This is a genomic window from Achromobacter animicus (genome assembly GCF_902859585.1).
Classification (GTDB): domain Bacteria; phylum Pseudomonadota; class Gammaproteobacteria; order Burkholderiales; family Burkholderiaceae_B; genus Achromobacter; species Achromobacter animicus.
Genome location: NZ_CADIJM010000008.1, coordinates 82,215 through 105,939 on the forward strand (window position 1 = coordinate 82,215; position 23,725 = coordinate 105,939).

Annotated in this window: 21 protein-coding genes; 5 read left to right on the forward strand and 16 right to left on the reverse strand. The window is 67.0% G+C overall.

All coding sequences use genetic code 11. From position 1 onward, the window contains the following. The 4 genes from urtD to urtA are packed head-to-tail and all read right to left on the reverse strand — an operon-like array spanning position 1 to position 4,871. Positions 1–840 carry an urea ABC transporter ATP-binding protein UrtD gene (urtD, locus tag HV681_RS18735; protein WP_175124474.1) on the reverse strand — a complete coding sequence of 280 codons (840 nt, stop codon included), beginning with the start codon at positions 838–840 and terminating at the stop codon, positions 1–3. Next, positions 837–1,964, reverse strand: a complete 1,128-nt coding sequence (urtC, locus tag HV681_RS18740) for an urea ABC transporter permease subunit UrtC (RefSeq protein WP_175124475.1) — start codon at positions 1,962–1,964, stop codon at positions 837–839. The genes urtD and urtC overlap by 4 nt, the downstream gene beginning before the upstream one ends. Next, on the reverse strand, positions 1,961–3,592 hold the full coding sequence (gene urtB, locus HV681_RS18745) for an urea ABC transporter permease subunit UrtB (protein WP_175124476.1): 1,632 nt from the start codon (positions 3,590–3,592) through the stop codon (positions 1,961–1,963). Before urtB ends, urtC begins: the two co-directional genes overlap by 4 nt. Before the next feature lie 25 nt (positions 3,593–3,617). Further along, positions 3,618–4,871 carry an urea ABC transporter substrate-binding protein gene (gene urtA / locus HV681_RS18750; protein ID WP_128827272.1) on the reverse strand — a complete coding sequence of 418 codons (1,254 nt, stop codon included), beginning with the start codon at positions 4,869–4,871 and terminating at the stop codon, positions 3,618–3,620. A 371-nt stretch (positions 4,872–5,242) separates the two neighbouring features. On the opposite strand from urtA, the gene atzF reads away from it, so the two are divergent. Genes atzF through HV681_RS18765 form a run of 3 tightly spaced genes read left to right on the forward strand, consistent with a single transcriptional unit; the run spans position 5,243 to position 11,489 of the window. Then, positions 5,243–7,075, forward strand: coding sequence for an allophanate hydrolase (gene atzF, locus HV681_RS18755; RefSeq protein WP_175124477.1), 1,833 nt, complete (start codon positions 5,243–5,245; stop codon positions 7,073–7,075). A gap of 50 nt (positions 7,076–7,125) precedes the next feature. Next, positions 7,126–10,764, forward strand: a complete 3,639-nt coding sequence (uca, locus tag HV681_RS18760; protein WP_175124478.1) for an urea carboxylase — start codon at positions 7,126–7,128, stop codon at positions 10,762–10,764. After that, on the forward strand, positions 10,761–11,489 hold the full coding sequence (locus HV681_RS18765; protein WP_175124573.1) for a GntR family transcriptional regulator: 729 nt from the start codon (positions 10,761–10,763) through the stop codon (positions 11,487–11,489). Before uca ends, HV681_RS18765 begins: the two co-directional genes overlap by 4 nt. Before the next feature lie 57 nt (positions 11,490–11,546). On the opposite strand, the gene HV681_RS18770 is transcribed toward HV681_RS18765, so the two are convergent. From HV681_RS18770 to HV681_RS18785, 4 genes are all read right to left on the reverse strand, one after another. Next, entirely contained in the window at positions 11,547–12,362 is an 816-nt protein-coding gene (locus HV681_RS18770; RefSeq protein ID WP_175124479.1) for an anti-sigma factor family protein, read from the reverse strand. Continuing rightward, on the reverse strand, positions 12,359–12,889 hold the full coding sequence (locus HV681_RS18775) for an RNA polymerase sigma factor (protein WP_175124480.1): 531 nt from the start codon (positions 12,887–12,889) through the stop codon (positions 12,359–12,361). Before HV681_RS18775 ends, HV681_RS18770 begins: the two co-directional genes overlap by 4 nt. Positions 12,890–12,913: 24 nt before the next feature. Beyond that, on the reverse strand, positions 12,914–13,282 hold the full coding sequence (locus HV681_RS18780) for a COG4315 family predicted lipoprotein (protein WP_175124481.1): 369 nt from the start codon (positions 13,280–13,282) through the stop codon (positions 12,914–12,916). Positions 13,283–13,383: 101 nt separating this feature from the next. Continuing rightward, positions 13,384–13,848: a GNAT family N-acetyltransferase gene (locus tag HV681_RS18785; protein ID WP_175124482.1), complete on the reverse strand. Its 465-nt coding sequence runs from the start codon at positions 13,846–13,848 to the stop codon at positions 13,384–13,386. A 239-nt stretch (positions 13,849–14,087) separates the two neighbouring features. Here HV681_RS18785 and HV681_RS18790 point away from each other — a divergent pair, with 239 nt between their 5' ends. Together HV681_RS18790 and HV681_RS18795 are read left to right on the forward strand one after the other, a co-directional pair. After that, positions 14,088–14,375, forward strand: coding sequence for a helix-turn-helix domain-containing protein (locus HV681_RS18790; protein ID WP_175124483.1), 288 nt, complete (start codon positions 14,088–14,090; stop codon positions 14,373–14,375). Then, complete coding sequence (locus tag HV681_RS18795; protein WP_175124484.1) at positions 14,372–15,646, forward strand: type II toxin-antitoxin system HipA family toxin; 1,275 nt, start codon at positions 14,372–14,374, stop codon at positions 15,644–15,646. The genes HV681_RS18790 and HV681_RS18795 overlap by 4 nt, the downstream gene beginning before the upstream one ends. Here HV681_RS18795 and HV681_RS18800 read toward each other — a convergent pair. From HV681_RS18800 to HV681_RS18835, 8 genes are all read right to left on the reverse strand, one after another. Continuing rightward, entirely contained in the window at positions 15,630–17,027 is a 1,398-nt protein-coding gene (locus HV681_RS18800; RefSeq protein WP_175124485.1) for a DUF1501 domain-containing protein, read from the reverse strand. The two genes, HV681_RS18795 and HV681_RS18800, sit on opposite strands and share 17 nt — an antisense overlap. Beyond that, on the reverse strand, positions 17,024–18,574 hold the full coding sequence (locus tag HV681_RS18805) for a DUF1800 domain-containing protein (RefSeq protein ID WP_175124486.1): 1,551 nt from the start codon (positions 18,572–18,574) through the stop codon (positions 17,024–17,026). Before HV681_RS18805 ends, HV681_RS18800 begins: the two co-directional genes overlap by 4 nt. A 144-nt stretch (positions 18,575–18,718) precedes the next feature. Then, a complete protein-coding gene (locus HV681_RS18810) occupies positions 18,719–19,423 on the reverse strand; it encodes an SDR family oxidoreductase (RefSeq protein ID WP_175124487.1) in 705 nt (234 codons plus the stop codon). A gap of 79 nt (positions 19,424–19,502) precedes the next feature. Beyond that, entirely contained in the window at positions 19,503–20,819 is a 1,317-nt protein-coding gene (locus tag HV681_RS18815; protein ID WP_175124488.1) for a PQQ-dependent sugar dehydrogenase, read from the reverse strand. 9 nt (positions 20,820–20,828) lie between these two features. Next, the gene (locus tag HV681_RS18820; protein ID WP_175124489.1) at positions 20,829–21,257 is read right to left on the reverse strand and encodes a universal stress protein; all 429 of its coding nucleotides are present in this window, start codon (positions 21,255–21,257) and stop codon (positions 20,829–20,831) included. A gap of 9 nt (positions 21,258–21,266) precedes the next feature. Next, positions 21,267–21,692 (reverse strand): universal stress protein, encoded by a 426-nt coding sequence (locus HV681_RS18825; RefSeq protein ID WP_175124490.1) that lies wholly within the window; start codon positions 21,690–21,692, stop codon positions 21,267–21,269. Between the two features lie 87 nt (positions 21,693–21,779). Continuing rightward, complete coding sequence (murI, locus tag HV681_RS18830) at positions 21,780–22,598, reverse strand: glutamate racemase (protein ID WP_175124491.1); 819 nt, start codon at positions 22,596–22,598, stop codon at positions 21,780–21,782. 125 nt (positions 22,599–22,723) lie between these two features. Beyond that, positions 22,724–23,653, reverse strand: coding sequence for a LysR family transcriptional regulator (locus HV681_RS18835; RefSeq protein ID WP_175124492.1), 930 nt, complete (start codon positions 23,651–23,653; stop codon positions 22,724–22,726). Positions 23,654–23,725: the final 72 nt, after the last annotated feature.

Sequence of the window (23,725 nt, forward strand, 5' to 3'; positions counted from 1 at the left end):
TCAGCGCCCCAGGTAGACTTCGATCACGCGCGGGTCGGCCTGCACACGGCTCATCGGGCCTTCGGCCAGCACCGAGCCTTCGTGCAGCACCGTCACCTTGCCATCGCCCGCGATCTGGTTCACAAAGTCCATGTCGTGTTCCACCACCATCAGGGAATGCCGGCCGCGCAGTTCGTTCAAGAGTTCGCCGGTGCGTTCAGTCTCGGCGTCGGTCATGCCGGCCACGGGTTCGTCCAGCAGCAGCAACTGCGGCTCCTGCATCAGCAGCATGCCGATCTCCAGCCACTGCTTCTGGCCGTGCGACAAGAGGCCCGCGGGCCGCCATACCTCGGGCCGCAGCCGGATCAGGTCCAGCGTCTCGCCGATCCGGTCGGCCTGTTCGCTGGAAAGCCGCGAGAACAGGGTGGGGCGCACGCGCTTGTCCGTCTTCATCGCCAGCTCCAGGTTCTCGAACACGGTGTGCTGTTCGAACACCGTGGGGCGCTGGAACTTGCGGCCGATGCCCGCGTGCGCGATCTGCGCCTCGCTCAGCGTCGTCAGGTCGATGCTCTGGCCGAAGTACGCCGTGCCCGACGTGGGCCGCGTCTTGCCGGTGATGACGTCCATCATGGTGGTCTTGCCGGCGCCGTTGGGGCCGATGATGCAGCGCAGTTCGCCCACGCCGATATCCAGCGTCAGATCGTTCAGCGCCTTGAAGCCGTCGAAGCTGACCGTGATGCCTTCCAGGTACAGGATGGCGCCGTGGCTGGTGTCCAGGCCCTTGGGGCTGACGCGGCCATAGCCGGCGTCGCCGCTCGGGCCGCCGTCCAGCGTGGCCGATTCGGTGTGCGTGGAGGTCATGCCTTCTTCTCCTGGATGCGGGCCGCGATACGGCGGGCAAGACCGACGATGCCGGTCGGCAGGAACAGGGTCACCAGCACGAAGATGAGGCCCAGCGCGTACAGCCAGTATTCCGGCAGCACGCTGGTGAACCAGGTCTTCAGGCCGTTGACGGCGCCCGCGCCGATGATGGGGCCGATCAGCGTGCCGCGCCCGCCCGTCGCCACCCAGATGACCATCTCGATGGAGTTCTCGGTGGACATTTCACCGGGATTGATGATGCCGACCTGCGGCACGTACAGCGCCCCGGCGATGCCGCACAGCACGGCCGACAGCGTCCACACGAACAGCTTGAAGCCCAGCGGGTCGTAGCCGATGAAGCGCACGCGGCTTTCGGCATCGCGCACGGCGGTCAGCACGCGTCCCAGCTTGCTCTGCGTGACCATGCGCGCAAGAATCAGCGCGCCGGCCAGCGCCGCCAGCGTCACCCAGTACAACGTGGCGCGCGTGCCCGGCGCGGTGATGTCAAAGCCCAGAATGCGCTTGAAATCGGTAAAGCCGTTGTTGCCGCCAAACCCCGTGTCATTGCGAAAGAACAGGAGCATCGCGGCAAAGGTCAGCGCCTGCGTGATGATCGAGAAGTACACGCCCTTGATGCGCGAGCGGAAGGCAAAGTAGCCGAAGACGAAGGCCAGCACGCCCGGCACCAGCACCACCAGCAGCATCGCGTACCAGAAGTGGTCCGTGAACGACCAGTACCAGGGGTAGGTCTTCCAGTCCAAAAACACCATGAAGTCGGGCAGGTCGCTCTGGTAGACGCCGTCGCGGCCGATGGCGCGCATCAGGTACATGCCGTGCGCGTAGCCGCCCAGCGCAAAGAACAGGCCATGGCCCAGCGACAGGATGCCCGCATAGCCCCACACCAGGTCCAGCGCCAGCGCCGCCATGGCGTAGCACATGAACTTGCCCATCAAGGCCACGGCGTAAGCCGACACATGCAGTGCATGGCCGGGCGGAAACACCAGATTCATCAGCGGCAACAGCGCCAGCAGGACGACGCCCGCGGCCAGCGCCGTCCACACGCGGCCCGAGAAGATCGGGCGGCGCGCCAGCAGGTTCAGGTCGGTCAGCGCGGTCTGTTTCATTCGACGCTCCGGCCCTTGGGGGCGAACAGGCCTTGCGGCCGCTTTTGGACGAACAGCACGATGAGCACCAGGATGGTGATCTTGGCCATGACAGCTCCCGCGTAAGGCTCCAGGAATTTATTCACGCCGCCCAGGCCGAGCGCGGCGATGACGGTGCCAGCAAGCTGGCCCACGCCGCCCAGCACCACGACCATGAACGAGTCGACGATGTAGCCGCGGCCCAGGTCCGGCCCCACGTTGCCCAGCTGCGAGAGCGCCACGCCGGCCAGCCCCGCGATGCCGGAGCCCAGGCCGAAGGCCAGCATGTCGACGCGGCCGGTGGGCACGCCCACGCAGTCCGCCATGCGCCGGTTCTGCGTGATGGCGCGCACGAAGAGGCCAAGCCGCGTGTGGTTCAGCAGGGCCCACACCAGAAACACCACAAAGAAGGCAAAGCCGATGATGACGAGCCGGTTGTAGGTCAGCACCAACCCGCCCAACACCGTTACGCCGCCCGACATCCAGCTGGGGTTGCCGACCTCCACGTTCTGCGCGCCAAACAATGTGCGCACGCCCTGCATCAGCATCAGGCTGATGCCCCAGGTGGCCAGCAGCGTTTCAAGCGGACGGCCATACAGCCAGCGGATCACGGTGCGTTCCAGCGCCATGCCCACCAGCGCCGTCACCACGAAGGCAAGCGGCAACGCTGCCACGACATACCAGTCCAGCCAGCCCGGCAGCCAGGCGCGAAACACCGTCTGCACCACGTACGTCACATACGCGCCGATCATCAGCAGTTCGCCGTGCGCCATGTTGATGACGCCCATCAGGCCGAAGGTGATGGCCAGGCCCAGCGCGGCCAGCAGCAGCACGCTGCCCAGGCTCACGCCGTAAAAGAGATTGCCGGCCCATTCGATCGTGGCCAGGTGCCGGTCGATCTGCTTGAGCGCATTGGCCGCCGCCTCGCGGACGCCGGCGTCGGGTTCGGTGTACGTCCCGTCGCGCTCCTGCGTCAGGGCCGCCAGCGTGGGCCGGAAGGCCGCATTCTTCGTGTCGCCCAACACCTGCACCGCGTGGCGGCGCTTGGCGGGGTCTTCGCTTTTCAGTTCCAGATTGGCTTGCGCGATCAGCAGTGCGCCGCGCACGGCTTCGTTCTTCTCCGCTGCCAGCGCCTTTTCCAGCATCGGCAGGCGCGCCGGGTCGCCGGTCTGCTGCAGCCGCCGGGCCGCGTCAAGACGCTCGTTGGCGTTGTCGGAGAACAGGCGGGATCCCGCCAGCGCGGCCTCGATGGCGCGGCGCAGGCGGTTGTTGATGGAAATCGTGCCCGCGTCCGCGGGCAGGTCCACGGCAGCGCTCGTGGAAGGGTCAGTGGCGCGCGACCCGCCGGCGCCGATCAGCACGCGGCCGTCGGCAGTGGCGTAGAGCTGGTCGCTGCCCAGCGCCTGCAGCACCGCGGCCGCAGCGGGATCGGGCAGTTGGCCCAGGGCGGCAATCGCCTGCAGCCTGGCGTCGGTGTCGTCGCCGGCCAGCGGCGCAAGCAGGGTCTGGTCCACGCCGGCAGCGGCCGCGGGCGCGGCAAGCGCCGGCACGGCGATCAGCCATGCCAGGAGGAAACGACGCAAGAAGTGTGCGATTGCCGCGATGCGCATGGCTGCCTTTTCCTTGGGGTTGAGACTACAGGCCTTGCTTGCCTTCGTTGCCCGGGATGTACGGGCTCCACGGCTGGGCGCGGATCGGACCCTTGCTCTTCCACACCACGCTGAACTGACCGTCCGCCTTGATTTCACCGATGTAGACCGGCTTGTGCAGGTGGTGGTTGGTCTTGTCCATTTCGATCGTGTAGCCGTCCGGCGCGTTGAACTTCTGCCCTCCCATCGCGGCGATGACCTTGTCCACGTCGGTGGTCTTGGCCTGTTCAACCGCCTGCTTCCACATGTGGATGCCGATGTAGGTGGCTTCCATCGGATCGTTCGTCACGACGGTGTTGGCGTTGGGCAGATTCTTGGCCTTGGCGTAGGCCTTCCACTTCGCGATGAATGCGTCGTTGACGGGGTTCTTGACGGACTGGAAGTAGTTCCACGCAGCCAGGTGGCCGACCAGCGGCTTGGTGTCGACGCCGCGCAGTTCCTCTTCGCCCACGCTGAACGCCACGACCGGCACGTCGGTGGCCTTCAGGCCGGCGTTGCCCAGTTCCTTGTAGAAGGGCACGTTCGAGTCGCCATTGATGGTCGAGATCACGGCCGTCTTGCCGCCCGTGGCGAACTTCTTGATGTTCGCGACGATGGTCTGGTAGTCGGAGTGACCGAACGGGGTGTAGACCTCGTCGATGTCGCTGTCCTTCACGCCCTTGGAATGCAGGAAGGCGCGCAGGATCTTGTTGGTGGTGCGGGGATAGACGTAGTCGGTGCCCAGCAGCACGAAGCGCTTGGCGCCGCCGCCGTCTTCGCTCATCAGGTATTCCACGGCGGGAATGGCCTGCTGGTTGGGCGCGGCGCCCGTGTAGAACACGTTCTTCTCCAGCTCTTCGCCTTCGTACTGCACGGGGTAGAACAGCAGACCGTTCAGTTCCTTGAACACCGGCAGCACCGACTTGCGCGACACCGAGGTCCAGCAGCCGAAGACCACCGCCACCTTGTCCTGCGCGAGCAGCTGGCGCGACTTCTCGGCAAACAGCGGCCAGTTCGAGGCGGGGTCCACCACCACGGCTTCCAGCTTCTTGCCCATCACGCCGCCGTTGGCGTTGATCTCGTCGATGGTCATCAGGGCCACGTCCTTGAGCGACGTTTCCGAGATGGCCATGGTGCCCGACAGCGAATGCAGGATGCCGACCTTGATGGTGTCCTCGGCGGCGTGGACCTGCGGCATCCATCCTGTCATGGCCAACAGGCTCACGGCGGTCAGTTGCTTAAGGGCTAGTCTGCGTTTCATGGTGACTCCTGGATGGAAGGTGCCGGCCTGGCCGGCGAGAGAACGTTCTGAAAATGCAGTCGCACAGGGATTCAAAAGCAAAACGCGTGCCAAGTTTTGGCAGGCATGCGGCTGCTGTATGAAGCGGGCGGGTTTACGCGAAGGCGCGTGGCGATGGCGGCGCCGCGCGACGGGGATCAGAACGGTGCCGTCTGCACAGAATCGGTGCGTGTTGCGCGCGATGACGGTGCGGCGTGCATGCCGATGCGATGGCCTGCGAAAGCGGCAGGCGCGCGGTCTTGCCGCGCTTCAGAGGGAAAGCGGCGTGCGCGGCCAACATGGCACGCACTTTGCTTGGGAATCCGTACTTGTATACAAGAAAGGATTCCAGCATGAATGCCGCAGCAACGCAGAAGCACCCCGCCGGTTGGACGATCGCGCAATGGCAGGCCGCCTACCGCGACGGTGCGCAGCCTGAAGGCTTGTTGGCCGGCCATGTGGCCGCGCCGGATGACGTCGAAGACAATGCCTGGATCCGGCGCGTGGACCGCGCGCAGCTCGACGAACAGCTCGACGGCCTGCGTCTCTTGCTGGCCGCGGCGGGCGGCGACATCTCGCGCCTGCCGCTGTATGGCGTTCCCTTCGCGATCAAGGACAACATCGATGCGGCCGGCTGGCCCACGACCGCGGCGTGTCCCGAGTTCGCCTATACACCGCAGGAAGACGCCACCGTCGTGCGCCGTCTGCGCGCGGCCGGCGCCATCCTCATCGGCAAGACGAATCTGGACCAGTTCGCGACCGGCCTGGTGGGCACGCGATCGCCGCATGGCGCCGTGGCCAACACGTTCGATCCCGCCTACGTCAGCGGCGGTTCCAGCTCCGGTTCGGCATCGGTGGTCGCGCGCGGCATCGCGGCGTTTTCGCTGGGCACCGATACCGCGGGCTCCGGGCGTGTGCCGGCCGGCTTCAACAATATCGTCGGGCTCAAGCCGACCAAGGGTTGGCTCAGCACCGCAGGCGTAGTGCCGGCGTGCCGCACGCTGGACTGCGTATCGATCTTTGCGCTGACGGTGGACGACGCCGACAAGGTGGCGCAAGTGGCCGGCGGGTACGACGATGCCGATCCGTATTCGCGCCCCATGCCGGTTGGCGCGTCGCTGCCGTGGCCGAAGGCGCCTCGGTTGGCGGTGCCCGCATCGCTGGAATTCTTTGGCGACTCGCAGGCCGCCGCCGTGTTCGACGACGCGGTGCGTGCACTGCGTGCCGAGGGCGCCGAGGTCGAGACCATCGACTTTGCGCCGTTCAGCGAACTGGCCGCGCTGCTGTATCAAGGGCCATGGGTCGCCGAACGCTTTGCGGCCGTGGAATCGTTGTGGAAAGAGAACCCCGGCGCCATCAATCCGGTGGTGCGCGGCATTGTCGAACAGGCCGCGAACTACACCGCGCTGGACGCGTTCAAGGCCGAGTACCGGCGCGCCGAGCTCACCCGCCAGATCCATCGCGCGCTGGAAGGCTTTGACGCGCTGGTCGTGCCGACCTCGCCGTCCATCTACACCATCGCCCAGCTTGAAGCGGACCCCGTCACGCTCAATTCCCGCCTGGGTGTCTACACCAACTTCGCCAATCTGGCCGATCTGTCCGCGCTGGCCGTGCCGGCCGGCATGCGCGCCGATGGGCTGCCGTCCGGCATCACGCTGATCGGACTGGCGTGGCAGGACCGCGCGCTGGCGCAGTTCGGCAGGCAATGGCAGGCGCGGCGCGGGCTGCCGCTGGGCGCAACCGGGATGCCGCTGCCCACGCTGGCGGCGGATGGCGCACCGTCCGCGGACACCGTGCGCGTCGCCGTCGTGGGCGCGCATCTGACCGGCATGCCGCTCAACCACCAACTGACGTCGCGCCACGCGGTGTTTGTCGAGAAGACGGCGACGGCGGGCGACTACCGCCTCTTCGCCCTGGCCAACACCACACCGCCCAAGCCCGGGCTGGTGAAGATGGACAGCGGCGCCGCCATCGAGGTCGAGCTGTGGGACGTGCCGGTGACGGCCTTCGGCGCGTTTGTGGCCGAGATTCCCGCGCCGCTGGGCATCGGCACGCTGGAGCTGGCCGACGGCCGGCTGGTCAAGGGCTTCATCTGCGAACCGCGCGGCCTGGAGGGCGCGCGCGACATCACCGCGTTCGGCGGCTGGCGGGCCTATCTGGCCAGCCTGAATGCCGCCACCTGCTGACTACCCGCTACCCACTCCATAACCCCGCCCTCACCTCAGGGAGTCGCACCGTGTTCGATACTGTTCTGATTGCAAACCGCGGCGAAATCGCCGTCCGCGCCATCCGCACCCTCAAGCGGCTGGGCATCCGCAGCGTGGCCGTCTATTCCGACCCGGACCGCAACGCCGCGCACGTGCGCGAGGCCGATGTGGCCGTGGCGCTGGGCGGCGAGAAGGCGGCCGACAGCTACCTGCGCATGGACCTGCTGCTGGCCGCCGCACGCGAACAGGGTGCGCAGGCGATCTATCCCGGCTACGGCTTTCTGTCGGAAAGCGCTGAATTCGCGGACGCCTGCGAGGCCGCGGGCATCGCCTTCGTCGGCCCCACGCCGCTGCAGATACGCGAGTTCGGGCTGAAGCACCGCTCGCGCGAGCTGGCTGCGGAAGCTGGCGTGCCGATGACGCCGGGCACCGGGCTCCTGTCCAGCCTGGGTGAGGCGCTGTCGCAGGCCGAGCGCATCGGCTATCCCGTCATGCTCAAGAGCACGGCGGGCGGCGGCGGCATTGGGCTCTCGCGCTGCGAGAACGAGGCGGAACTGACCGTGGCGTTCGACAGCGTGCAGCGCATGGGCGAGCACTTCTTTCGCGATGGCGGCGCGTTCATCGAGCGGTATGTGGACAACGCGCGGCACGTCGAGGTGCAGATCTTTGGCGACGGTGCGGGCCGCGTGCTGGCGCTGGGCGAACGCGACTGCTCGGTGCAGCGCCGCAATCAGAAAGTCATCGAGGAAACGCCCGCGCCGCAGTTGCCGGCCGCCACGCGCGCCGCGCTGCTGGATGCCGCCGTCAAGCTGGGCGAATCGGTGAACTACCGTTCCGCCGGCACGGTGGAGTTCATCTACGATCCGGCGCGCGACAGTTTCTATTTCCTGGAGGTGAACACGCGCCTGCAGGTCGAGCATCCGGTGACCGAAGCGGTCACCGGCCTGGACCTGGTGGAATGCATGTTGCGCGTGGCAGCAGGCGAGCCGCTGGATTTCGCAGCCATGTCGCGCGCGCCGCAAGGCGCGTCCATTGAAGTGCGCCTGTATGCGGAGGATCCGCTGCGCCAGTTCCAGCCGTCGCCAGGCGTGTTGACCGAGGTCTCGTTCCCGGAAGGCGTGCGCGTCGATGGCTGGGTCGAAACCGGCACGGACGTGCCCGCGTTTTACGACCCGATGCTGGCCAAGCTGATCGTGCATGCGGACACGCGCGAGGCCGCGCTGGACAAGCTGGCCGACGCGCTGGCGCGCACGCGGCTGCACGGCATTGCGACCAACCTGGATTACCTGCGCCAGATCGTGGCCGACGCGCGCTTTCGCGCGGGGCAGCTGTCCACGCGCTTTTTGGAAAGCTTTACGTACCGCCCCGCGGCGATCGAGGTCGTGGAAGCCGGCACCTACACCAGCGTGCAGGATTATCCCGGCCGCGCGGGCTACTGGGACATCGGCGTGCCGCCGTCCGGTCCCATGGACGACTACGCGTTTCGCGTCGCCAACCGCATCGTCGGCAACGCGCCCGATGCGGCCGGTATCGAGACCACGCTGGTCGGGCCCACGCTGCGCTTTCACGGCGACGCCGTCGTGGCGTTGACCGGCGCATCGTGCGCCGCAACGCTGGACGGCGAGCCGGTGCCGATGTGGCAGCCGATCTTCGTGAAGTCGGGGCAGGTGTTGGCCACAGGCCGCGCACTGTCGGGTTGCCGAAGCTACCTGGCGGTACGCAACGGCCTGGACGTGCCGCTCTACCTGGGCAGCCGGTCCACGTTTGCGCTGGGCCAGTTTGGCGGGCATGCCGGCCGCACGCTGCGCGTGGGCGACATGCTGCCCGTGATCCGCCCCGAGCTGGCGGGCGCCAACGCCGCCCCGCCCGAAACCCTGCCGCAGGCCGCGCCCGCGGCACTGATCCCCGAGTACGGCAGCACCTGGGAGATCGGCGTGCTGTACGGGCCGCATGGCGCGCCAGATTTCTTCCTGCCGGAGGCCATCGACGCTTTCTTTGCGACCGACTGGGAGGTTCACTACAACTCCAACCGCCTGGGCGTGCGCCTGATCGGACCCAAGCCCACCTGGGCGCGCGAAAACGGCGGCGAGGCGGGCCTGCACCCGTCCAACATCCACGATTGCGAGTATGCGATCGGCAGCATCAACTTCACGGGCGACAGCCCCGTCATCCTGACGCGCGACGGCCCCAGCCTGGGCGGCTTCGTGTGCCCCGTCACCATTGCCCGCGCCGAACTGTGGAAGGTGGGGCAGGTCAAGCCCGGCGACCGCATCCGCTTCGTGCGCATCGACTACCCGCAGGCCGTGGCGCTGGAAGCTGCGCAGGACCGCCGCATTGCCGATCTGGCGCCGGCGGTTCCCGCTGCGACGGAGCCGACGCCCGTGCCCGCGACCGTCTCCGAGACGATCGTGGCCGCGCTGCCCGCTGAAGGATCGCGTCCCTCGGTGTCGTACCGGCAGGCGGGCGACGGCTACCTGCTGCTGGAATACGGCGACAACGTGCTGGACCTGGCGCTGCGCATGCGCATCCACCTGTTGATGGAAGCATTGAACGCGAACCCGGTGGCCGGCGTGCTGGAGCTGTCGCCGGGCGTGCGCTCGCTGCAGATCCGCTACGACAGCCGGGTGATCCTGCAGGGCGCGCTCATCGCCAGGCTGCTGAAGATCGAGGAAGGACTGGCCGACGTCGCGACGCTGAAGGTGCCGACGCGCGTCGTGTACCTGCCCATGGCCTTCGAAGACAGCGCCACGCTGGGCGCGGTGCAGCGTTATCAGGAAACCGTGCGCGCCAGCGCGCCCTGGCTGCCGAACAACGTGGACTTCATCCAGCGCATCAATGGCCTGGATTCACGCGACGAGGTGAGTCGCATCGTGTTCGAGGCCAGCTATCTCATCATGGGCCTGGGCGACGTCTATCTGGGCGCGCCGTGCGCGGTGCCGATCGATCCGCGCCACCGCCTGCTGACGTCCAAGTACAACCCGGCGCGCACCTTCACCGCCGAGGGCACGGTGGGCATCGGCGGCGTCTACATGTGCATCTACGGCATGGATTCGCCCGGCGGTTATCAGCTGGTGGGACGCACGCTGCCCATCTGGAACAAGTTCCTGAAGAATCCCGTGTTCCAGGACGGCAAGCCCTGGCTGCTGCGTTTCTTCGATCAGGTGCGGTTCTATCCGGTCACCGAAGCCGAACTGGATGTGCTGCGCGAAGACTTCCGCGAAGGCCGCGCGACGGTCCGCATCGAAGAAGAGATATTCGACTTCGCGGCGCATCAGCGTTTTGTGGCCGAGCAGGCGGACAGCATTGCCGCGTTCCAGGCGCGCCAGAAGACGGCCTTCGATGCCGAGGTGGCGCTGTGGAAGAGCGAGGATGTGGCTGCCGACCCCCCCGCCGCGCAGCCCGAGGCCGAGACCGTGCTGCGCGAGGGCGAACGCCTGGTCAGCGCGGACATGTGCGGCAACATCTGGAAGATCCCGGTCCAGGTGGGGCAGAGCGTGTCGGCCGGCGACACGCTGGTGGTGGTCGAGGCCATGAAGATGGAACTGTCCGTCATCGCGCCGGCGTCCGGCACGGTGTCCGCCATCCGGTGCGTGCCCGGCAAGCCCGTCAACGCGGGCGATCCGCTCGTCGTGATCACCGAAGACGCCACGTGCGTCGTGACCGGATGAGGCGGCTGGAAGCCGTCCAGGCCGGTCCGGCCATCCGCCAGTCGCCCGTGCTGGCGGGCTCGCTGGCCGATCAGGTCTACCAGCGCATCAAGGACGACCTGTTCGGCTTCCGGATGCTGCCCGGCGAACGCTTCACGGAGGCCGACCTGGTGGCGCGGCTTGGCGTGAGCCGCACGCCGGTGCGGCTGGGCCTGGCGCGGCTGGAACGCGAAGGCTTCGTGCTGGCGCGGCCGCGCAGCGGCTGGCAGGTGCGGCCCTTTGATTTCGAACGCTTCGAGGCGCTGTACGACGTGCGCGTGGTGCTGGAGCTGGCGGCGGTGGACAAGCTGTGTGCGCGGCAGGACATGGACCGGGCGGGGATGCTAGGCGCGCTGACCGACGTGTGGCTGGTGCCGCCCGCGCAGCGCATTCTGGATGGCCGGCTGGTGGGGCAGCTTGACGAGGCGTTTCATTGCGCGCTGGTCGCCGCGGCCGGCAACCCCGAGATGGCGCAGATCCACCGCGACGTGACGGAAAAGATCCGCATCGTGCGGCGGCTGGATTTCACGAAGGACTTCCGGGTGGATGCCACGTACGACGAACACGCGGCCATCCTGCGTGCGGTGCTGGCGCGCCGCACCGATGAGGCCGCGCGCTTGCTGCGATCCCATATCGACATGAGCAAGGCCGAGGTGCGCAAGATCACGCTGCACATGCTGCACGAGGCGCGTGCCAGCGCCGGTTGACAGGTCGAGGGCAGTCGGCGGGCTTCGGTTCCGAGCTTCGGTCTTCAGCCCCTGTCTTCAGCCCTGAAGCTGCCGGTAGACTTCCTGCGACACGCGCTGCAACTCATCGCGGCTGACCGCGCCGGACAGCGCGTAGCCGAACTCGCCCTCGACCCAATAGAACACGCGGACGGGCCCTTCCTGCGTGAACTGGAAGGCGGTCTGCCCGCCGGCCGCTTCCCGCGTCACATACAACGTCAGGCGCTGCCCATCGGCAGCGCCGTACATGAACTGCGCGACGGGCCCCGCCCCGCCGGGCAGGAGGCGTCCGCCGATCAATTCGTAACCCGTTTTCGACAGCGACGGTGCGCGCATCGGCGCGCCCATGCGTTTGGTCAGCCAGGTCACCAGCGCTTTCTCGTTGTCGCCGCTGACTTCAACGGGCCGGCCCATGTCGGGCGCAAACACGGCGTGGGCGATGGCGGCGCGCTGGGCGTAGCCGCCCGCCGCGCGCTCGGGACTGGCGGTGGCCAGCGCGGCTTGCAGATGACGCGCGTCGACGGCGCCGCGCGCGAACCACGCCAGGCTGGCGCTGACTGCGGCAATCGCCACGCTGGCCGCCATCGCGCGCCACGGCCACGTCCGTGCCGGGGCGCGCAGCGGCAGGCGCAGCGGCAACGGTTCGTCCAGCACGGGGTCCAGCAACGCATGCAGCGCGCGCCGTTGCCCCTGCCAGTCGTCCACGCGCGTCTGGTCTTGCGGATGCGCGGCCAGAAAGGCGGCCACCTCGGCATGACGCGCGGCGGAGAGCTGGCCGTCCGCGTAGCCATGCAGATCGGCTTCGGTGATCGGCGTACCCGCGGCGGGAACCGGGTGGAGGCGTTTGTCGTTCATGGCATTTCACGCGGGGTGGGAACGGGCCGCAGGCGCGGTGCGGCGTCACGGCCGCGCATCAGTGCGCCGAGCTTCTCGCGGGCGCGCGACAGGCGCGACATGACGGTGCCGATGGGCACCGACAGGATGCGTGCGGTCTCCTGATAGGAAAGGTCTTCGACCGCAATCAGCAGCAGGACCTCGCGCTGCTCGGCCGGCAGGGCCTGCAGGCAGCGGTCCAGGTCGCGCACTTCAAGCTGATCGGTCTGGGTGGCGCGCACCGGCGCGTCGGGCAGGTCGCCCGGTGCCGTCTGGTCGGTACGCCGGCTGGCGGCGCGCACACCGTCGATGAAATGGTTGTGCATGATGCCGAACATCCAGGCGCGCAGTTCGCCGCGCCGCTGCCAGCGTGAATAGCGGCTCCATGCTCGCTCCAGCGTATCCTGAACGAGGTCGTCGGCCCGGTCGGGGTCACCCGTCAGCCCGCGCGCGTAACGCCGCAGGCTGGGGATGCAGGCCAGGATCTGGGCTTCGTCTTCGGCGCGCATGGTCTGATCGGGCAGCTGTCCGGATCAGGGTTTGACGACGTGCCAGATTTCCTTGAAGTTGTCGCCGGTCTTGTCACCCGGCTTGGTGTCCTTGGCGAACAGGTACAGCGGCTTGTTCTTGTAGGCCCATTGCTTGCTGCCGTCGGGGCGGGTGATGACCGTCAGGTCGCCCATCGGCTTGGCGTCGCCGGTGGCCATGGCGGGCGGCCAGGCCTTGGCGCACTGGTCAACGCAGGCGCTCTTGCCCGCGGTGTCCTTGTCGAAGGTGTACAGCGTCATGCCGGCGCTATCGACCAGAATGCCGTTCTGGGTCTTGACGGCCTGGGCGTGGGCGCCGGCCGAGAACAGGGCGGCGCAGGCAAGAGCCAGGGCCGCGGCGTTGTGTTTGCGCATGGTGTGCCTCGTAGAGGGAAAGGATTGGGGGACTGCCCTCTACGGACGCCGGCCGGGGCCGCTTTATTCCAGCGGTCCGGAAAAAAGCTGCCGCGAAGGGTTCAAGCGCCCGGCCGGACCGCGCCGGGGTCATACCGCATTTCATGCTCCAGCTCGGTCTCCTCCACGGAAGTGAAGCCCAGCGCCTCGTACAGCCGCCGGGCGGGATTGCCTTTCAGGACGCTCAGGGTGACTGGCGCGCCTTCCTTGTCCGCCCGGTCCAGCACCTTGGCGAGCAGCCGGCGGCCAAGCCCCTGACCCTGGAAGTCGGGATCGATCTGGATCTGCACGATGCGCCAGCCCGCTGGATCGCGGTAATGCTTGAACAGGCCGGCAGGACGGCCGGCCAGCCAGACGATCTGGGCGTCGTCAAAGTGGTAGTGGATGCGCGCCAGGTGCTCGGCTTCGTCCACCGGAATGCCGGCGCGCTCCAGATACGCCGTCATCGTGCGCTTGCGCAGGGACAGCAGGAACGGCACGTCTTCTTCGGTGGCGGGCTGCAACGCCAGATCGGGGGTGAGGCTCATGTTGCGGTGCGAAGGGAAGGGAGGAACGCGAGCGCCGCCGGCTGGCGGGCGGGTTGCCTGACGTTATAGATCGGTTGCGGGGTGGGCGCTAGATGGATTGAGAGGCGTTGGAGGCGTACCGTAAACCAGTCCTGGAAACAGACGGCAGCAATGGCCTTTCAAAAAATGAGTAGTAGACTTCACAAATTCAGGCAATCGCGTTAATTTGATACGTGTACTTCACATTTTGGAGCTGGGATATGCCCTCGTATTCCACAGATCCCCTGATCAATGCGCTGGTCAAGGCGCGACGCGACCGTAAATTCACGCAGGCTCAGCTCGCGGATCTTGCGGGTATCAGTCGTCGTGCATTGGTAGCGATCGAGGGTGGAGGGGATTGCAATGTATCGACGTTGCGCCGCCTTACGCGCGCCCTGGACTTGGAGTTGAGGCTGGTCCCCGCAGAGTATTCGCCGCCCACCCTTGAAGACGTGTATGCCGAAAACGAGGCGGCCTACCGTCGTTTGCGCGAAGGGCATAAATCATGACGCTGGACATCTATGTGCAGGACAAGAAGGTTGGCGTGCTGGACCAGACCGGGATTACCTCCTTCGTGTTTACCTATCTGCCCGATACGCCAAGAGACTTGGCAGTGTCTTTACTGATGCCGCCCCGCACAGAAAGCTGGACCAGCCCATTTCTATTCCCAGTGTTCCAGGTCTCGCTGCCAGAAGGGGCGTTGCGGCAGACACTGGAACGGTTCTTCGCAAAAAACTTCGCCAGCTTTGGCGACATGGAACTGTTGGCAATCGTTGGTGAAAATCTGATCGGTCAGGTTAAAGCCGTGCCCGCGGGCGGGACACCTTCGCGACGAAGCGTCCATGAATCGCTGCAAAGTCTGTTGTCATCGGACCTGAAATCCATCGTGCGCCATTACTTGGGCGAGGATAGTCATGGGCCGGGCGTATCCGGAGGATTCTTGAAATTTCTGGCACGCAGCCCCGTCAGCGGGGATGGCGTGAAACGCACCATCGCCGTCGACCAGTGGATCGTCAAATTGAACGATCCCGATCGTGCCGACATCGTGCTGATGGAACACTTCGGAATGATGGCGGCGCGAGAGATGGGACTCAACGTGCCAGACACGCATCTTGCCCCCGATTTCAGCCGGCTGCTTGTCAGACGATTTGATGTCGACGCCACGGGTAGGTCTCTCGGTTTCGAAGACATGTGTGCATTGACCGGCCAGCCGGCGCGGGACAAGTTCAGTGGTTCGGCCGAGCGCATCGTTCGTACCATCCGCGCCTTCTGTCCCGGGATGGCTGGCCAACGAGCCTGCGAACAGTTTTATGCGCAGTATCTGTTGGCCGCAGCCATCAGAAACGGCGATGCGCATCTGAAGAACTTTGGGCTGTTGTACGAGGGCGGGGAGATTCCTACGCTGGCTCCCGTGTTCGACATGCTGACGATGTCCGTATACGCGCCCCGCGACAACCATGGTGATGCCAACGACGGCATGGCACTCACGCTGGGCGGAACGAAGCGCTGGCCCACGGCGGATTCGCTAAAGCGACTGGGGCAAGTGTGTGACGTATCCCCGGGCAGACAGAATCACTGGCGCAAGCATCTCGGAGAGGCTCTGTTGAGGACTGCCGAATCTGCGGTGGCGTTCAAGCACGCCAATCAAGGCGAAGCGGTAGGTCGAAACATCGCCAGGATGCTGGAGCTTTGGTCGCACGGGATGAAGCAGGTAGATGCGACGATCGCAAAGAAGCTCAAGCAATCCGCGGAATCGCTCGCCCCTAAGCCTGCGATTTGACCGGCGCAGGCGTCAACATCCCCAACGGCTCCGGCCCGAAATGCCGCAGATTCGGGAACACCGTCCGCAGATCGTCCCGGCTGGCGCCGAACCACGCGCCCAGGTCTGCGCCCAACTGATCCACCGACGTAGTGGGCAGCAGCCGGCCGTTGTCGACGAATCCAGGCCCATTCAGCGCGATTTCCGGATGGGCGCCGTAGCAGCGGCCGCCGTTGACCGCGCCGCCCAGCACGAAGTGATGCGAGCCCCAACCGTGATCCGAGCCGTTGCCGTTGGAGCCCAGCGTGCGGCCGAACTCGGAGGCCGTGAAGGTGGTGACCTGATCGGCTACGCCCATCTCTGCCAGCGCGCTCTGGAACACCGCCAGCGCCTGGCCCATCTCCTTCAGCAGTGCCGGATGTGTGTCGTTCAGCCCCGTGTGGTTGTCATAGCCGTTCTGCGAAACAAAAAACACCTGACGCCGCGCGCCCAGCGTGTCGCGGGCGGCGATGATGCGCGCCACGATCCGCAGTTGCTGCGCGAGCGGCGTTGAAAAGTCCCCCGGCACGGCGACGTCCGCCAAGGCGGCCCGCAGGCGCGTGTCGGCCGAGATGGATTGCGCGGCGATGCGCGACATCTCGCGTTCCATCAGGTGTTCGCGCGGCTCGGTGATCAGGTCTCGCAGCAGCGCGGTGCAGGCGCTGGAACCGTACATGTCGCGATGCAGCAGGTCGATCTGTGTCGAGCCGTTGATGCCCACGCGATAACCGGCCACCTTGCGCCCGGCCAGCAGCACCGTGCTGCCACCCGCCGTGATGCCGGTGAAGGTGCGCTGCGCGTTGGCGCCTGCGAACAGATCCGTCAGGCGGCCGGCCCAACCCGACGATGCGCCCTCCGGCGCCAATGCCTGCCAGACCGATTGCTGGTCATTGTGCGAGAACAGTTTGGGCGGCAGCGGCACGCGCGCCCCGATGTATTCGGCCTTGGTCGTGGGCACGATCAGCGGTCCCACGTTGAGCAGCGCCGCCATGTCGCCGCGCTCGTACAGCGGGGCCAGCGGCGCCAACGCGGGGGCCAGCGCAAACTGCATGCCGCCCTGCGTGTCGGCCTTGCCGCGCAGCAGGGTGGCGCGCAGCGCGTCGCGGGGCAGGGCGATATCGCTGCGCGCCGTGGAATACGCGCGGTACGACGACGGATCGTACGGGACCAGCGTGTTGTAGGGATCGTTGCCGCCGTACAGGAAGACGCACACCAGCGCCTTGTACGAGGGCGGGGCGGATTGCGCGGCAGCGGCGCCGATGGCGGCCAGGTTCAGCGCCAGTGGGGCGGCCGCGCGGGTCGCGCCCAGCGCAAAGGCGCGCAGCAGGAAGGCACGGCGGTCGAGGTCGCGGCGGTCTGTCATTTCTGCACCAGGTATTCAGGCGTGGCGGCCACCAGCATGATCGCGGCGCGAACCCGGTCGCGCGGGCGGTCCGGCGGCAGCGTAGCCACGGCCTTGGCGATGGACGCCGCCGTGCGTGCGCTGAAGGCGTCGCCCGCCAGCAGCAGCACGACGCGCGCCACGAGTGCTTCAGGATCCTTGGCCAGCGCGATCTCGGGCGTATAGCTCGTCTGCAGATCCTCCCAGCCGCGGTCCGCGTAGATCGCCAGGAAGTTCAGGTAGCCCGCAATGCTGGTCTCGTCCGTGATCTGCAGTTCCGGGGCGACCAGATGGCGGCGGGCCAGTTCGGTGACCGGCGGCACGTAACGGGGCCGGAAGAAGTTGAACACCGTGGCCGACCGCATGGGACTCTGCGCCAACCGGATCGTGTTGTCTGTGGTGTCCGGCATGGCCCATTCGCCGTTGGTGGACGTGGCCCCAAATGCGCGGGCCCAGCCCGAAAAGCGCAGGATGGGCTCGCGCACCTTGCCCCAATGGGGCGAAGACAGGTCCGGCTGGCGCGCCTCGGGGTCCAGCAGGATGGCGCGCACCACGGCCTTCAAATTGCCGCGCTGGCCCGTGCCGTCGTTGTTGAACACGGCCGACACGCGCCCCACGTACTCGGGACTGGGATTGCTGGTCACCATGCGCTGGATGAGCTGCATGCCGATGAAAGGCCCGACATTGGGATGGGCGCTGATGACCTCCATGGCGCGCTTGAGCGACAGATGGCCGTCGGTGCCGGGCGGGATGACCGCGCCCAGGAAGCGCTTTTCCGACATCGAGTGCAACGCGTTGTTCAGCGCCATGGGACGGCGATGAAACTCCACGTTCGTCTCCGGCCCGTTGATGTCCCAGCCCGTGAAGACCTTGGCCAGCCCCTGCACGTCCGCATTGGTGTAGGTTTCGACGGGCGCGCCGTTCACCATCTTCACCGTGCCGTCTTGTTCCAGCACCAGCAGGCCGATGCTGAACAGCTGCATCACCTCGCGCGCATAGTTTTCGTCGGGGTGGCGGCCGGTCTTGGGATCTTCCTTGCGGTTGCCGCGATAGGTCAGCATGCAGCCCATCGACAGGTTCTGCGTCACGGCGGTCAGCAGGTCCTGGTAGTTGCCCAGCGCGTGCTTGGCCAAGAGGTCCATGAAGCCCGCCGCGCCAAAAAGCGGCCACGACGCCGTGATGGACGAAACGCCGACGACGAAGATCTCCGACAGCGAGAACGCAACCCGCGTGCGCACCTGATCGGGCGCACTGATGAATTTGCGCCACAACGTCGATTCCAGCGGCGCGTTGATGCCGTTGCCCTTGAAGGCCTCGGTATTCCGGTTCTTTTGCAGCAGCCAGTCGAAGTGCGTCTGCGACGGCGGCATCGCCAGCTGCGCGTCCAGCCACGCCGCGTAGCCGCCGCGCACGACGGCGTCTATGTCGGCCGGCGTGGGGCCGAACGTCGCCTGCGCCAGAAAGCGCGAGGCCTGGCCGGGATTCGGGGATGCGGACTGCTGCGCAGCCGCTGACGGCGTAGCGGTCATGCGCCGGGCACCTCGTCAAATGCGAAAACCTACGGTACTAAAAGCCCGGCGGGGCCTTCAATACCGTCATTCGGACGAGGGACTACACCAAACGCATGAGATCAGGCGGATATGACGCGTCGCGCGCGCGTCATACCGCGCGGGTCACACGGAGCGCGTGATGCCGCCGTCGATGCGGATGTTCTGGCCGGTGATGTAGGACGACGCGTCGGAGGCCAGGAACGCGATCAGGTCCGCCACTTCCTGCGCCGTGCCGTAGCGGCCCATCGGAATGCGCACGCGGCGGTCTTCCTTTTCGGGCAGGCTGTCGATGAAGCCGGGCAGCACGTTGTTCATGCGCACGTTGTGCTGCGCGTATTCGTCGGTGAACACTTTGGTGAAGGCGGCAAGGCCCGCGCGGAACACGCCCGACGTCGGAAACAGCGCTTCCGGCTCGAAGGTGGCGTAGGTGGAAATGTTGACGATGGCGCCGGACTGCTGCTGCTTCATCACCGGCGCGACCAGGCGGGTGATGCGCACGACGTTCAGCAGGTAGAACTCCATGCCCAGATGCCAGTCGTCGTCGCTGATCTCCAGCAGCGGACCCTTGGGACCGTGGCCGGCGCTGTTGACCACCGCATCGACGCGGCCCCACTTCTGCAGGGTGGCTTCAACCAGGCGGGACAGGTCTTCGGTCGAGCGGTTTGAGCCGGTGACGCCCAGGCCGCCCAGTTCCTGCGCCAGCGCCGCGCCCTTGCCGGACGAGGACAGGATGGCCACGCGGTAGCCGTCCGCCGCCAGCTTGCGCGCCGCCGCCGCACCCATGCCGCTGCCGGCCGCCGTGAGGATCGCCACTTTTTCCGTGCTCATGCTCGCTCCAGTCTGGAATTCGGGAGCGGCCATTGTAGGGGCGGGTGGGCGTGTGGCCCAAGACGCCGGACGCGGACGGCTACGGCTTGGACCCCACGCGCCAGATCACGTTGCCCACGTCGTCCGCCACCAGCAGGCTGCCCTGCGCGTCGATGGCCACGCCTACCGGCCGGCCCTGCGCCTGGCCGGCGTCATTGAGAAATCCGGTCAGCACGTCCAGGGCCGGACCGGCGGGCTGGTTCTGGTCGAAGGGCACGAAGATCACCTTGTAGCCGCTGCGCGGATCGCGGTTCCAAGATCCGTGCTGGCCGACGAACATGCCGTTGACGAAGGGCGCCGGCAGCTTGGCGCCGCCGGACCACGCCAAGCCCAGCGAGGCGGTGTGCGGGCCCAGCGCGTAATCGGGCACGATGGCCTGCGCCACTAGGTCCGGCCGCGGCGGCGTCACACGCGTATCGACGTGCTGGCCGAAATAGCTGTACGGCCAGCCATAGAAGCCGCCGTCGCGCACAGAGGTCATGTAGTCGGGAACAAGGTCGCTGCCCAGTTCATCGCGCTCGTTGACCGCTGTCCACAGTGTCTTGCCGTCCGGCCCCCACGCCATGCCGACCGGATTGCGCAACCCCGTCGCAAAAAGGCGCTTCTGGCCGCTGGCCACGTCCAGCTCCCAGATGGCGGCGCGGCCCTCCTCGATGTCCATGCCGTTTTCGCCCACGTTGCTGTTCGAGCCGACGGACACGTACAGCCGCGACCCGTCCGGGCTGGCGATGAGGTTCTTGGTCCAGTGATGGTTCAGGCCCGCGGGCAGGTCGGTGACCTTCTCGGCGGGGGCGGTGATGTGCGTCTGCCCCGGCGTAAAGGGAAAGCGCACGACTGCATCCGCATTCGCGACATAAAGATGGTTGCCGACGAGCGCCATGCCGAACGGTGAATTCAGGTCTTGCAGCAGGACGGTCCGCGTTTCGGCGACGCCGTCGTGGTCGGCATCGCGCAGCAACGTGATGCGGTTTGCGCTGACGGTCTTGGCGCCGGCCCGCTTCATCACCAACCCCGTGGCCCACGCCTTGATGCCGCCCGGCGCGTCCTCGGGCTTAGGCGGCGCGTTGGTCTCGGCGACCAGCACATCGCCGTTGGGCAGCACGTACAGCCAGCGCGGATGGTCCAGTCCGCTGGCGTAGGCGGTGACGGCAAGGCCGGCGGCGGGCGTCGGCTGCGCGCCGTCCTGCCAGCCCACGGCCTGGGCCGTGTTCACCGTGGGAATGAGCGTGGTGTTGGGCGGCGGCAGTTGGGGATCAGGACCCATGCCCGCTTCGACGGGCAGCTTGGCAACCTCGCCGCAGGCGCTGAGCAGCGTCAACGCCAGGACGGCCGCCGGCAGGATGCGCAGGGTAGGCATGACGCTCGCCTACTTCACCAGCGTGACCGGCACGTGCGCCAACTGCACGACCTGATTGGCGACCGACCCGATCAGGATGTTGGCCAGCTTGCCATTGCCGCGCGTGCCCATGACGATGCGCGCGCAGCCATGGTCCTGCGCATAACCCGCGATTTCCGCCGGGGCGTTGCCAAAGACCACATGACTGACGTAGTCCACGCCGGCCGAATCCAGCTGCTTGCGCGCCTCTTCTGACGCTTCGCGGCCTTCGCGGGCGTAGAAGTCATTGATCATGTCCTGCGTGATCAGGCGCGACACCCCGGCGCGTCCGCGTGGCGGAGTCTGGATGTTGATGAGATGGATGCGCGCCGATTTGGCGCCCTGCGCGAGGCGGCGGGCGTACACGACGGCGCGGTCGGCGTTTTCGGAGCCGTCGACGGGAACAAGGATATTCAGCATCGCAGCTCCTTACTTGACCAGCGTGACCGGCAGTTCGGTCAGGGAAAGCACGCCCGTGGCGACCGACCCCATGAAAAGCGCTGACACGGACCCCAGCCCCCGTGTCCCCATGAAGATCTCGTTTGCGCCGGTTTCTTCGGCCACGCGTACGATCGTCTCGGCGGCCGCGCCGCCCTGGATGTGGGTCTCGAACGGCACGCCGGCCTGCGTCAGCAGTGCGCGCGCGGCCTCAACCGCGGCCTCGCCTTCTTCCTGGTGATAGGCGTCGATCTCTTCCTGCGACAGGCCGCTGCCGAACGCGCCGGCCTTCAAGGGAATCTGGACTGTCAGCAGGTCCACGCGTTCGACGGGATCGTAGCGGCGCGCGTCGAGCAGCGCCTTGACCGCGTTCAGGGCGGGTTCTGAACCATCGACGGGAATCAGGATGCGTTTCATGAGCGTCTCCTTGCGAACCGTAGGGGGGCGTGCGTTCCACTGTATCCCACATTCGCCCCGCCGGCGGCGCCCCGGCGATGCGTCGGATCAAGGGGAGGGCGTTCCCCGCCACGCGTCGGGCACCGTCTCCGCCGTCATTGCAGTGCCCAGCAGCAGGCTCGCCTGGCGCGCCAGCGCGGGCGCTTCGCCGGTGGTCTGCAAGCGCAGTCCGCCCGGACCGCGATCCCTCAGCAGGCCGCGTTCCTGCAGTTGGTGGCGCAGCCAGCGCGCCACCGGCGCGCCCGTTTCCAGCAGCGGAACGCCAGGGCCGGCGGCGTCCTGGATCACGTCGCGCAGAAAGGGAAAGTGCGTGCAGCCCAGCACCAGCACGTCCGCGCCGGCCTCGCGCAATTCGGCCACCGGTGCGCGCACGGCCTCAACGGCCTCGGGGCCCGACAGCACGCCTTGCTCGACCAGCCGGACCCACTGCGGGCAAGGGCGCAGCAGGATGCGCACTTCGGGCGCCTCGCGCTGCACGAGCGCGGCGAACTTGGGGCTGGCCAGCGTCCCCGTCGTGGCAAAGACGCCGACCACACCCGTATGCGTCAGGTGCGCCGCGGGTTTGATGGCGGGTTCGACGCCGATGATGATGAGCTCGGGATGACGCTTGCGCAGCAACGCGATCGCCGCGGCGGTGGCGGTGTTGCAGGCCACCACCATGGCGCGGGCGCCCTGCGACACGAAATAGTCGGCGATGGCGCAGGCGCGGCGCTCGACGAACGCCTGGGTCTTTTCCCCGTAGGGCACATGGGCGGAGTCGGCGACGTAGAGCAGGGACTCGTTGGGCAGCGCGTCGCGGATCGCGCGCAGAACGCTCAGCCCGCCGACGCCGGAGTCGTACACGCCGATGGGGGATTCGGAAAGCATGGAAAGACGTTGGTCTATGCAGGATGCGGTGGCGGCAAGTGTAGCGCCGGGGCCTACTGGCGTTCTGCCGGCGGGGTTCAGCGGCGGGTCCAGCGGCGGGTTTACCGGCGGGTTTACTGGCGGGTTTACTGGCTTTCCGCCGCGGGCGATGCGTCCCGCTGCCGCCGTGCCTCGTCGATCAGCTTGCGCGCGGCGCCCGACAGCGGCGCATCGCGCCAGATCAGATTCAGCGGCGCGCGCAGGGCTTTCGGGTGCGTCACGCTGACGTAAACCACACCTTCGATGTTCACGCGGCGCAGCGACGCCGGCACCAGCGACACGCCCAGCCCCGCGGCAACAAAACTCAGCGTGGACAGCATGCGCGGCGCTTCCTGCGTGACGCGCGGGCTGAAGCCTTCGGCGCTGCAGGCGGCAATGATCGCGTCGTACAGACCCGGGCCGCTGTGACGCCGGTACAGGATCAGCGATTCGTCCGCCAGTTCCGACAGCGCGATGCGCTTGCGCGTGCGGCCCTTGACGGCGGGATGGTCGGCCGGAAAGGCCGCCAGCATGGCCTCTTCAAGCACGGTTTCCATCTGCACGCCCGGGTCGGCGTGCGCGCCGCGGATGAAGGCGACATCGATGCGTCCTTCGGCCACGGCCTCGCGCAGTTCCCCGGTGCTGCTCTCTTCCAGCACCAGATGCACGTGCGGCGCGCTTTCGCGGAAACGGCGGATGACCGACGGCACGAACGGATGAAATGCCGCCGACCCCGTGAACCCCACCGTCAAGCGGCCCGCCTCGCCCTGTGACACCCGCCGCACACCGTCCACGGCCTGGTCCACCATCGCGATGATGTTGCGCGCATCATCCAGCAACGCGCGGCCGCTTTCCGTGAGTTCCATGCCGCGCGGCAATCGGTGGAACAGGGTCACGCCCAGCTCGGCCTCCAGCACCCGGATCTGCTGGCTGAGTGGGGGCTGACGAATGCCCAGCCGGGCGGCGGCCTTGGTCAGGTGGGACTCCTCGGCGACCGCCAGGAAATAACGCAGGAGCCGTAAATCTACGCTTGCCATATGTGTTCGATATGAGATTTAAACTTGTCATATATTAGACATTATTCAAGGCGAAGCGTACGCTGCAAGTTC

Bases quoted from the DNA above. Each gene is read 5' to 3' on its own strand.
- HV681_RS18770 (WP_175124479.1), bottom strand. From the start codon at position 12,362: ATGAACGACAAACGCCTCCACCCGGTTCCCGCCGCGGGTACGCCGATC.
- urtD (WP_175124474.1), bottom strand. From the start codon at position 840: ATGACCTCCACGCACACCGAATCGGCCACGCTGGACGGCGGCCCGAGC.
- HV681_RS18795 (WP_175124484.1), top strand. From the start codon at position 14,372: ATGACGCTGGACATCTATGTGCAGGACAAGAAGGTTGGCGTGCTGGAC.
- urtC (WP_175124475.1), bottom strand. From the start codon at position 1,964: ATGAAACAGACCGCGCTGACCGACCTGAACCTGCTGGCGCGCCGCCCG.
- HV681_RS18775 (WP_175124480.1), bottom strand. From the start codon at position 12,889: ATGCGCGCCGAAGACGAAGCCCAGATCCTGGCCTGCATCCCCAGCCTG.
- HV681_RS18780 (WP_175124481.1), bottom strand. From the start codon at position 13,282: ATGCGCAAACACAACGCCGCGGCCCTGGCTCTTGCCTGCGCCGCCCTG.
- HV681_RS18765 (WP_175124573.1), top strand. From the start codon at position 10,761: ATGAGGCGGCTGGAAGCCGTCCAGGCCGGTCCGGCCATCCGCCAGTCG.
- HV681_RS18810 (WP_175124487.1), bottom strand. From the start codon at position 19,423: ATGAGCACGGAAAAAGTGGCGATCCTCACGGCGGCCGGCAGCGGCATG.
- urtB (WP_175124476.1), bottom strand. From the start codon at position 3,592: ATGCGCATCGCGGCAATCGCACACTTCTTGCGTCGTTTCCTCCTGGCA.
- HV681_RS18835 (WP_175124492.1), bottom strand. From the start codon at position 23,653: ATGGCAAGCGTAGATTTACGGCTCCTGCGTTATTTCCTGGCGGTCGCC.
- HV681_RS18820 (WP_175124489.1), bottom strand. From the start codon at position 21,257: ATGCTGAATATCCTTGTTCCCGTCGACGGCTCCGAAAACGCCGACCGC.
- HV681_RS18785 (WP_175124482.1), bottom strand. From the start codon at position 13,848: ATGAGCCTCACCCCCGATCTGGCGTTGCAGCCCGCCACCGAAGAAGAC.
- atzF (WP_175124477.1), top strand. From the start codon at position 5,243: ATGAATGCCGCAGCAACGCAGAAGCACCCCGCCGGTTGGACGATCGCG.
- HV681_RS18805 (WP_175124486.1), bottom strand. From the start codon at position 18,574: ATGACCGCTACGCCGTCAGCGGCTGCGCAGCAGTCCGCATCCCCGAAT.
- HV681_RS18800 (WP_175124485.1), bottom strand. From the start codon at position 17,027: ATGACAGACCGCCGCGACCTCGACCGCCGTGCCTTCCTGCTGCGCGCC.
- HV681_RS18790 (WP_175124483.1), top strand. From the start codon at position 14,088: ATGCCCTCGTATTCCACAGATCCCCTGATCAATGCGCTGGTCAAGGCG.
- murI (WP_175124491.1), bottom strand. From the start codon at position 22,598: ATGCTTTCCGAATCCCCCATCGGCGTGTACGACTCCGGCGTCGGCGGG.
- urtA (WP_128827272.1), bottom strand. From the start codon at position 4,871: ATGAAACGCAGACTAGCCCTTAAGCAACTGACCGCCGTGAGCCTGTTG.
- HV681_RS18815 (WP_175124488.1), bottom strand. From the start codon at position 20,819: ATGCCTACCCTGCGCATCCTGCCGGCGGCCGTCCTGGCGTTGACGCTG.
- HV681_RS18825 (WP_175124490.1), bottom strand. From the start codon at position 21,692: ATGAAACGCATCCTGATTCCCGTCGATGGTTCAGAACCCGCCCTGAAC.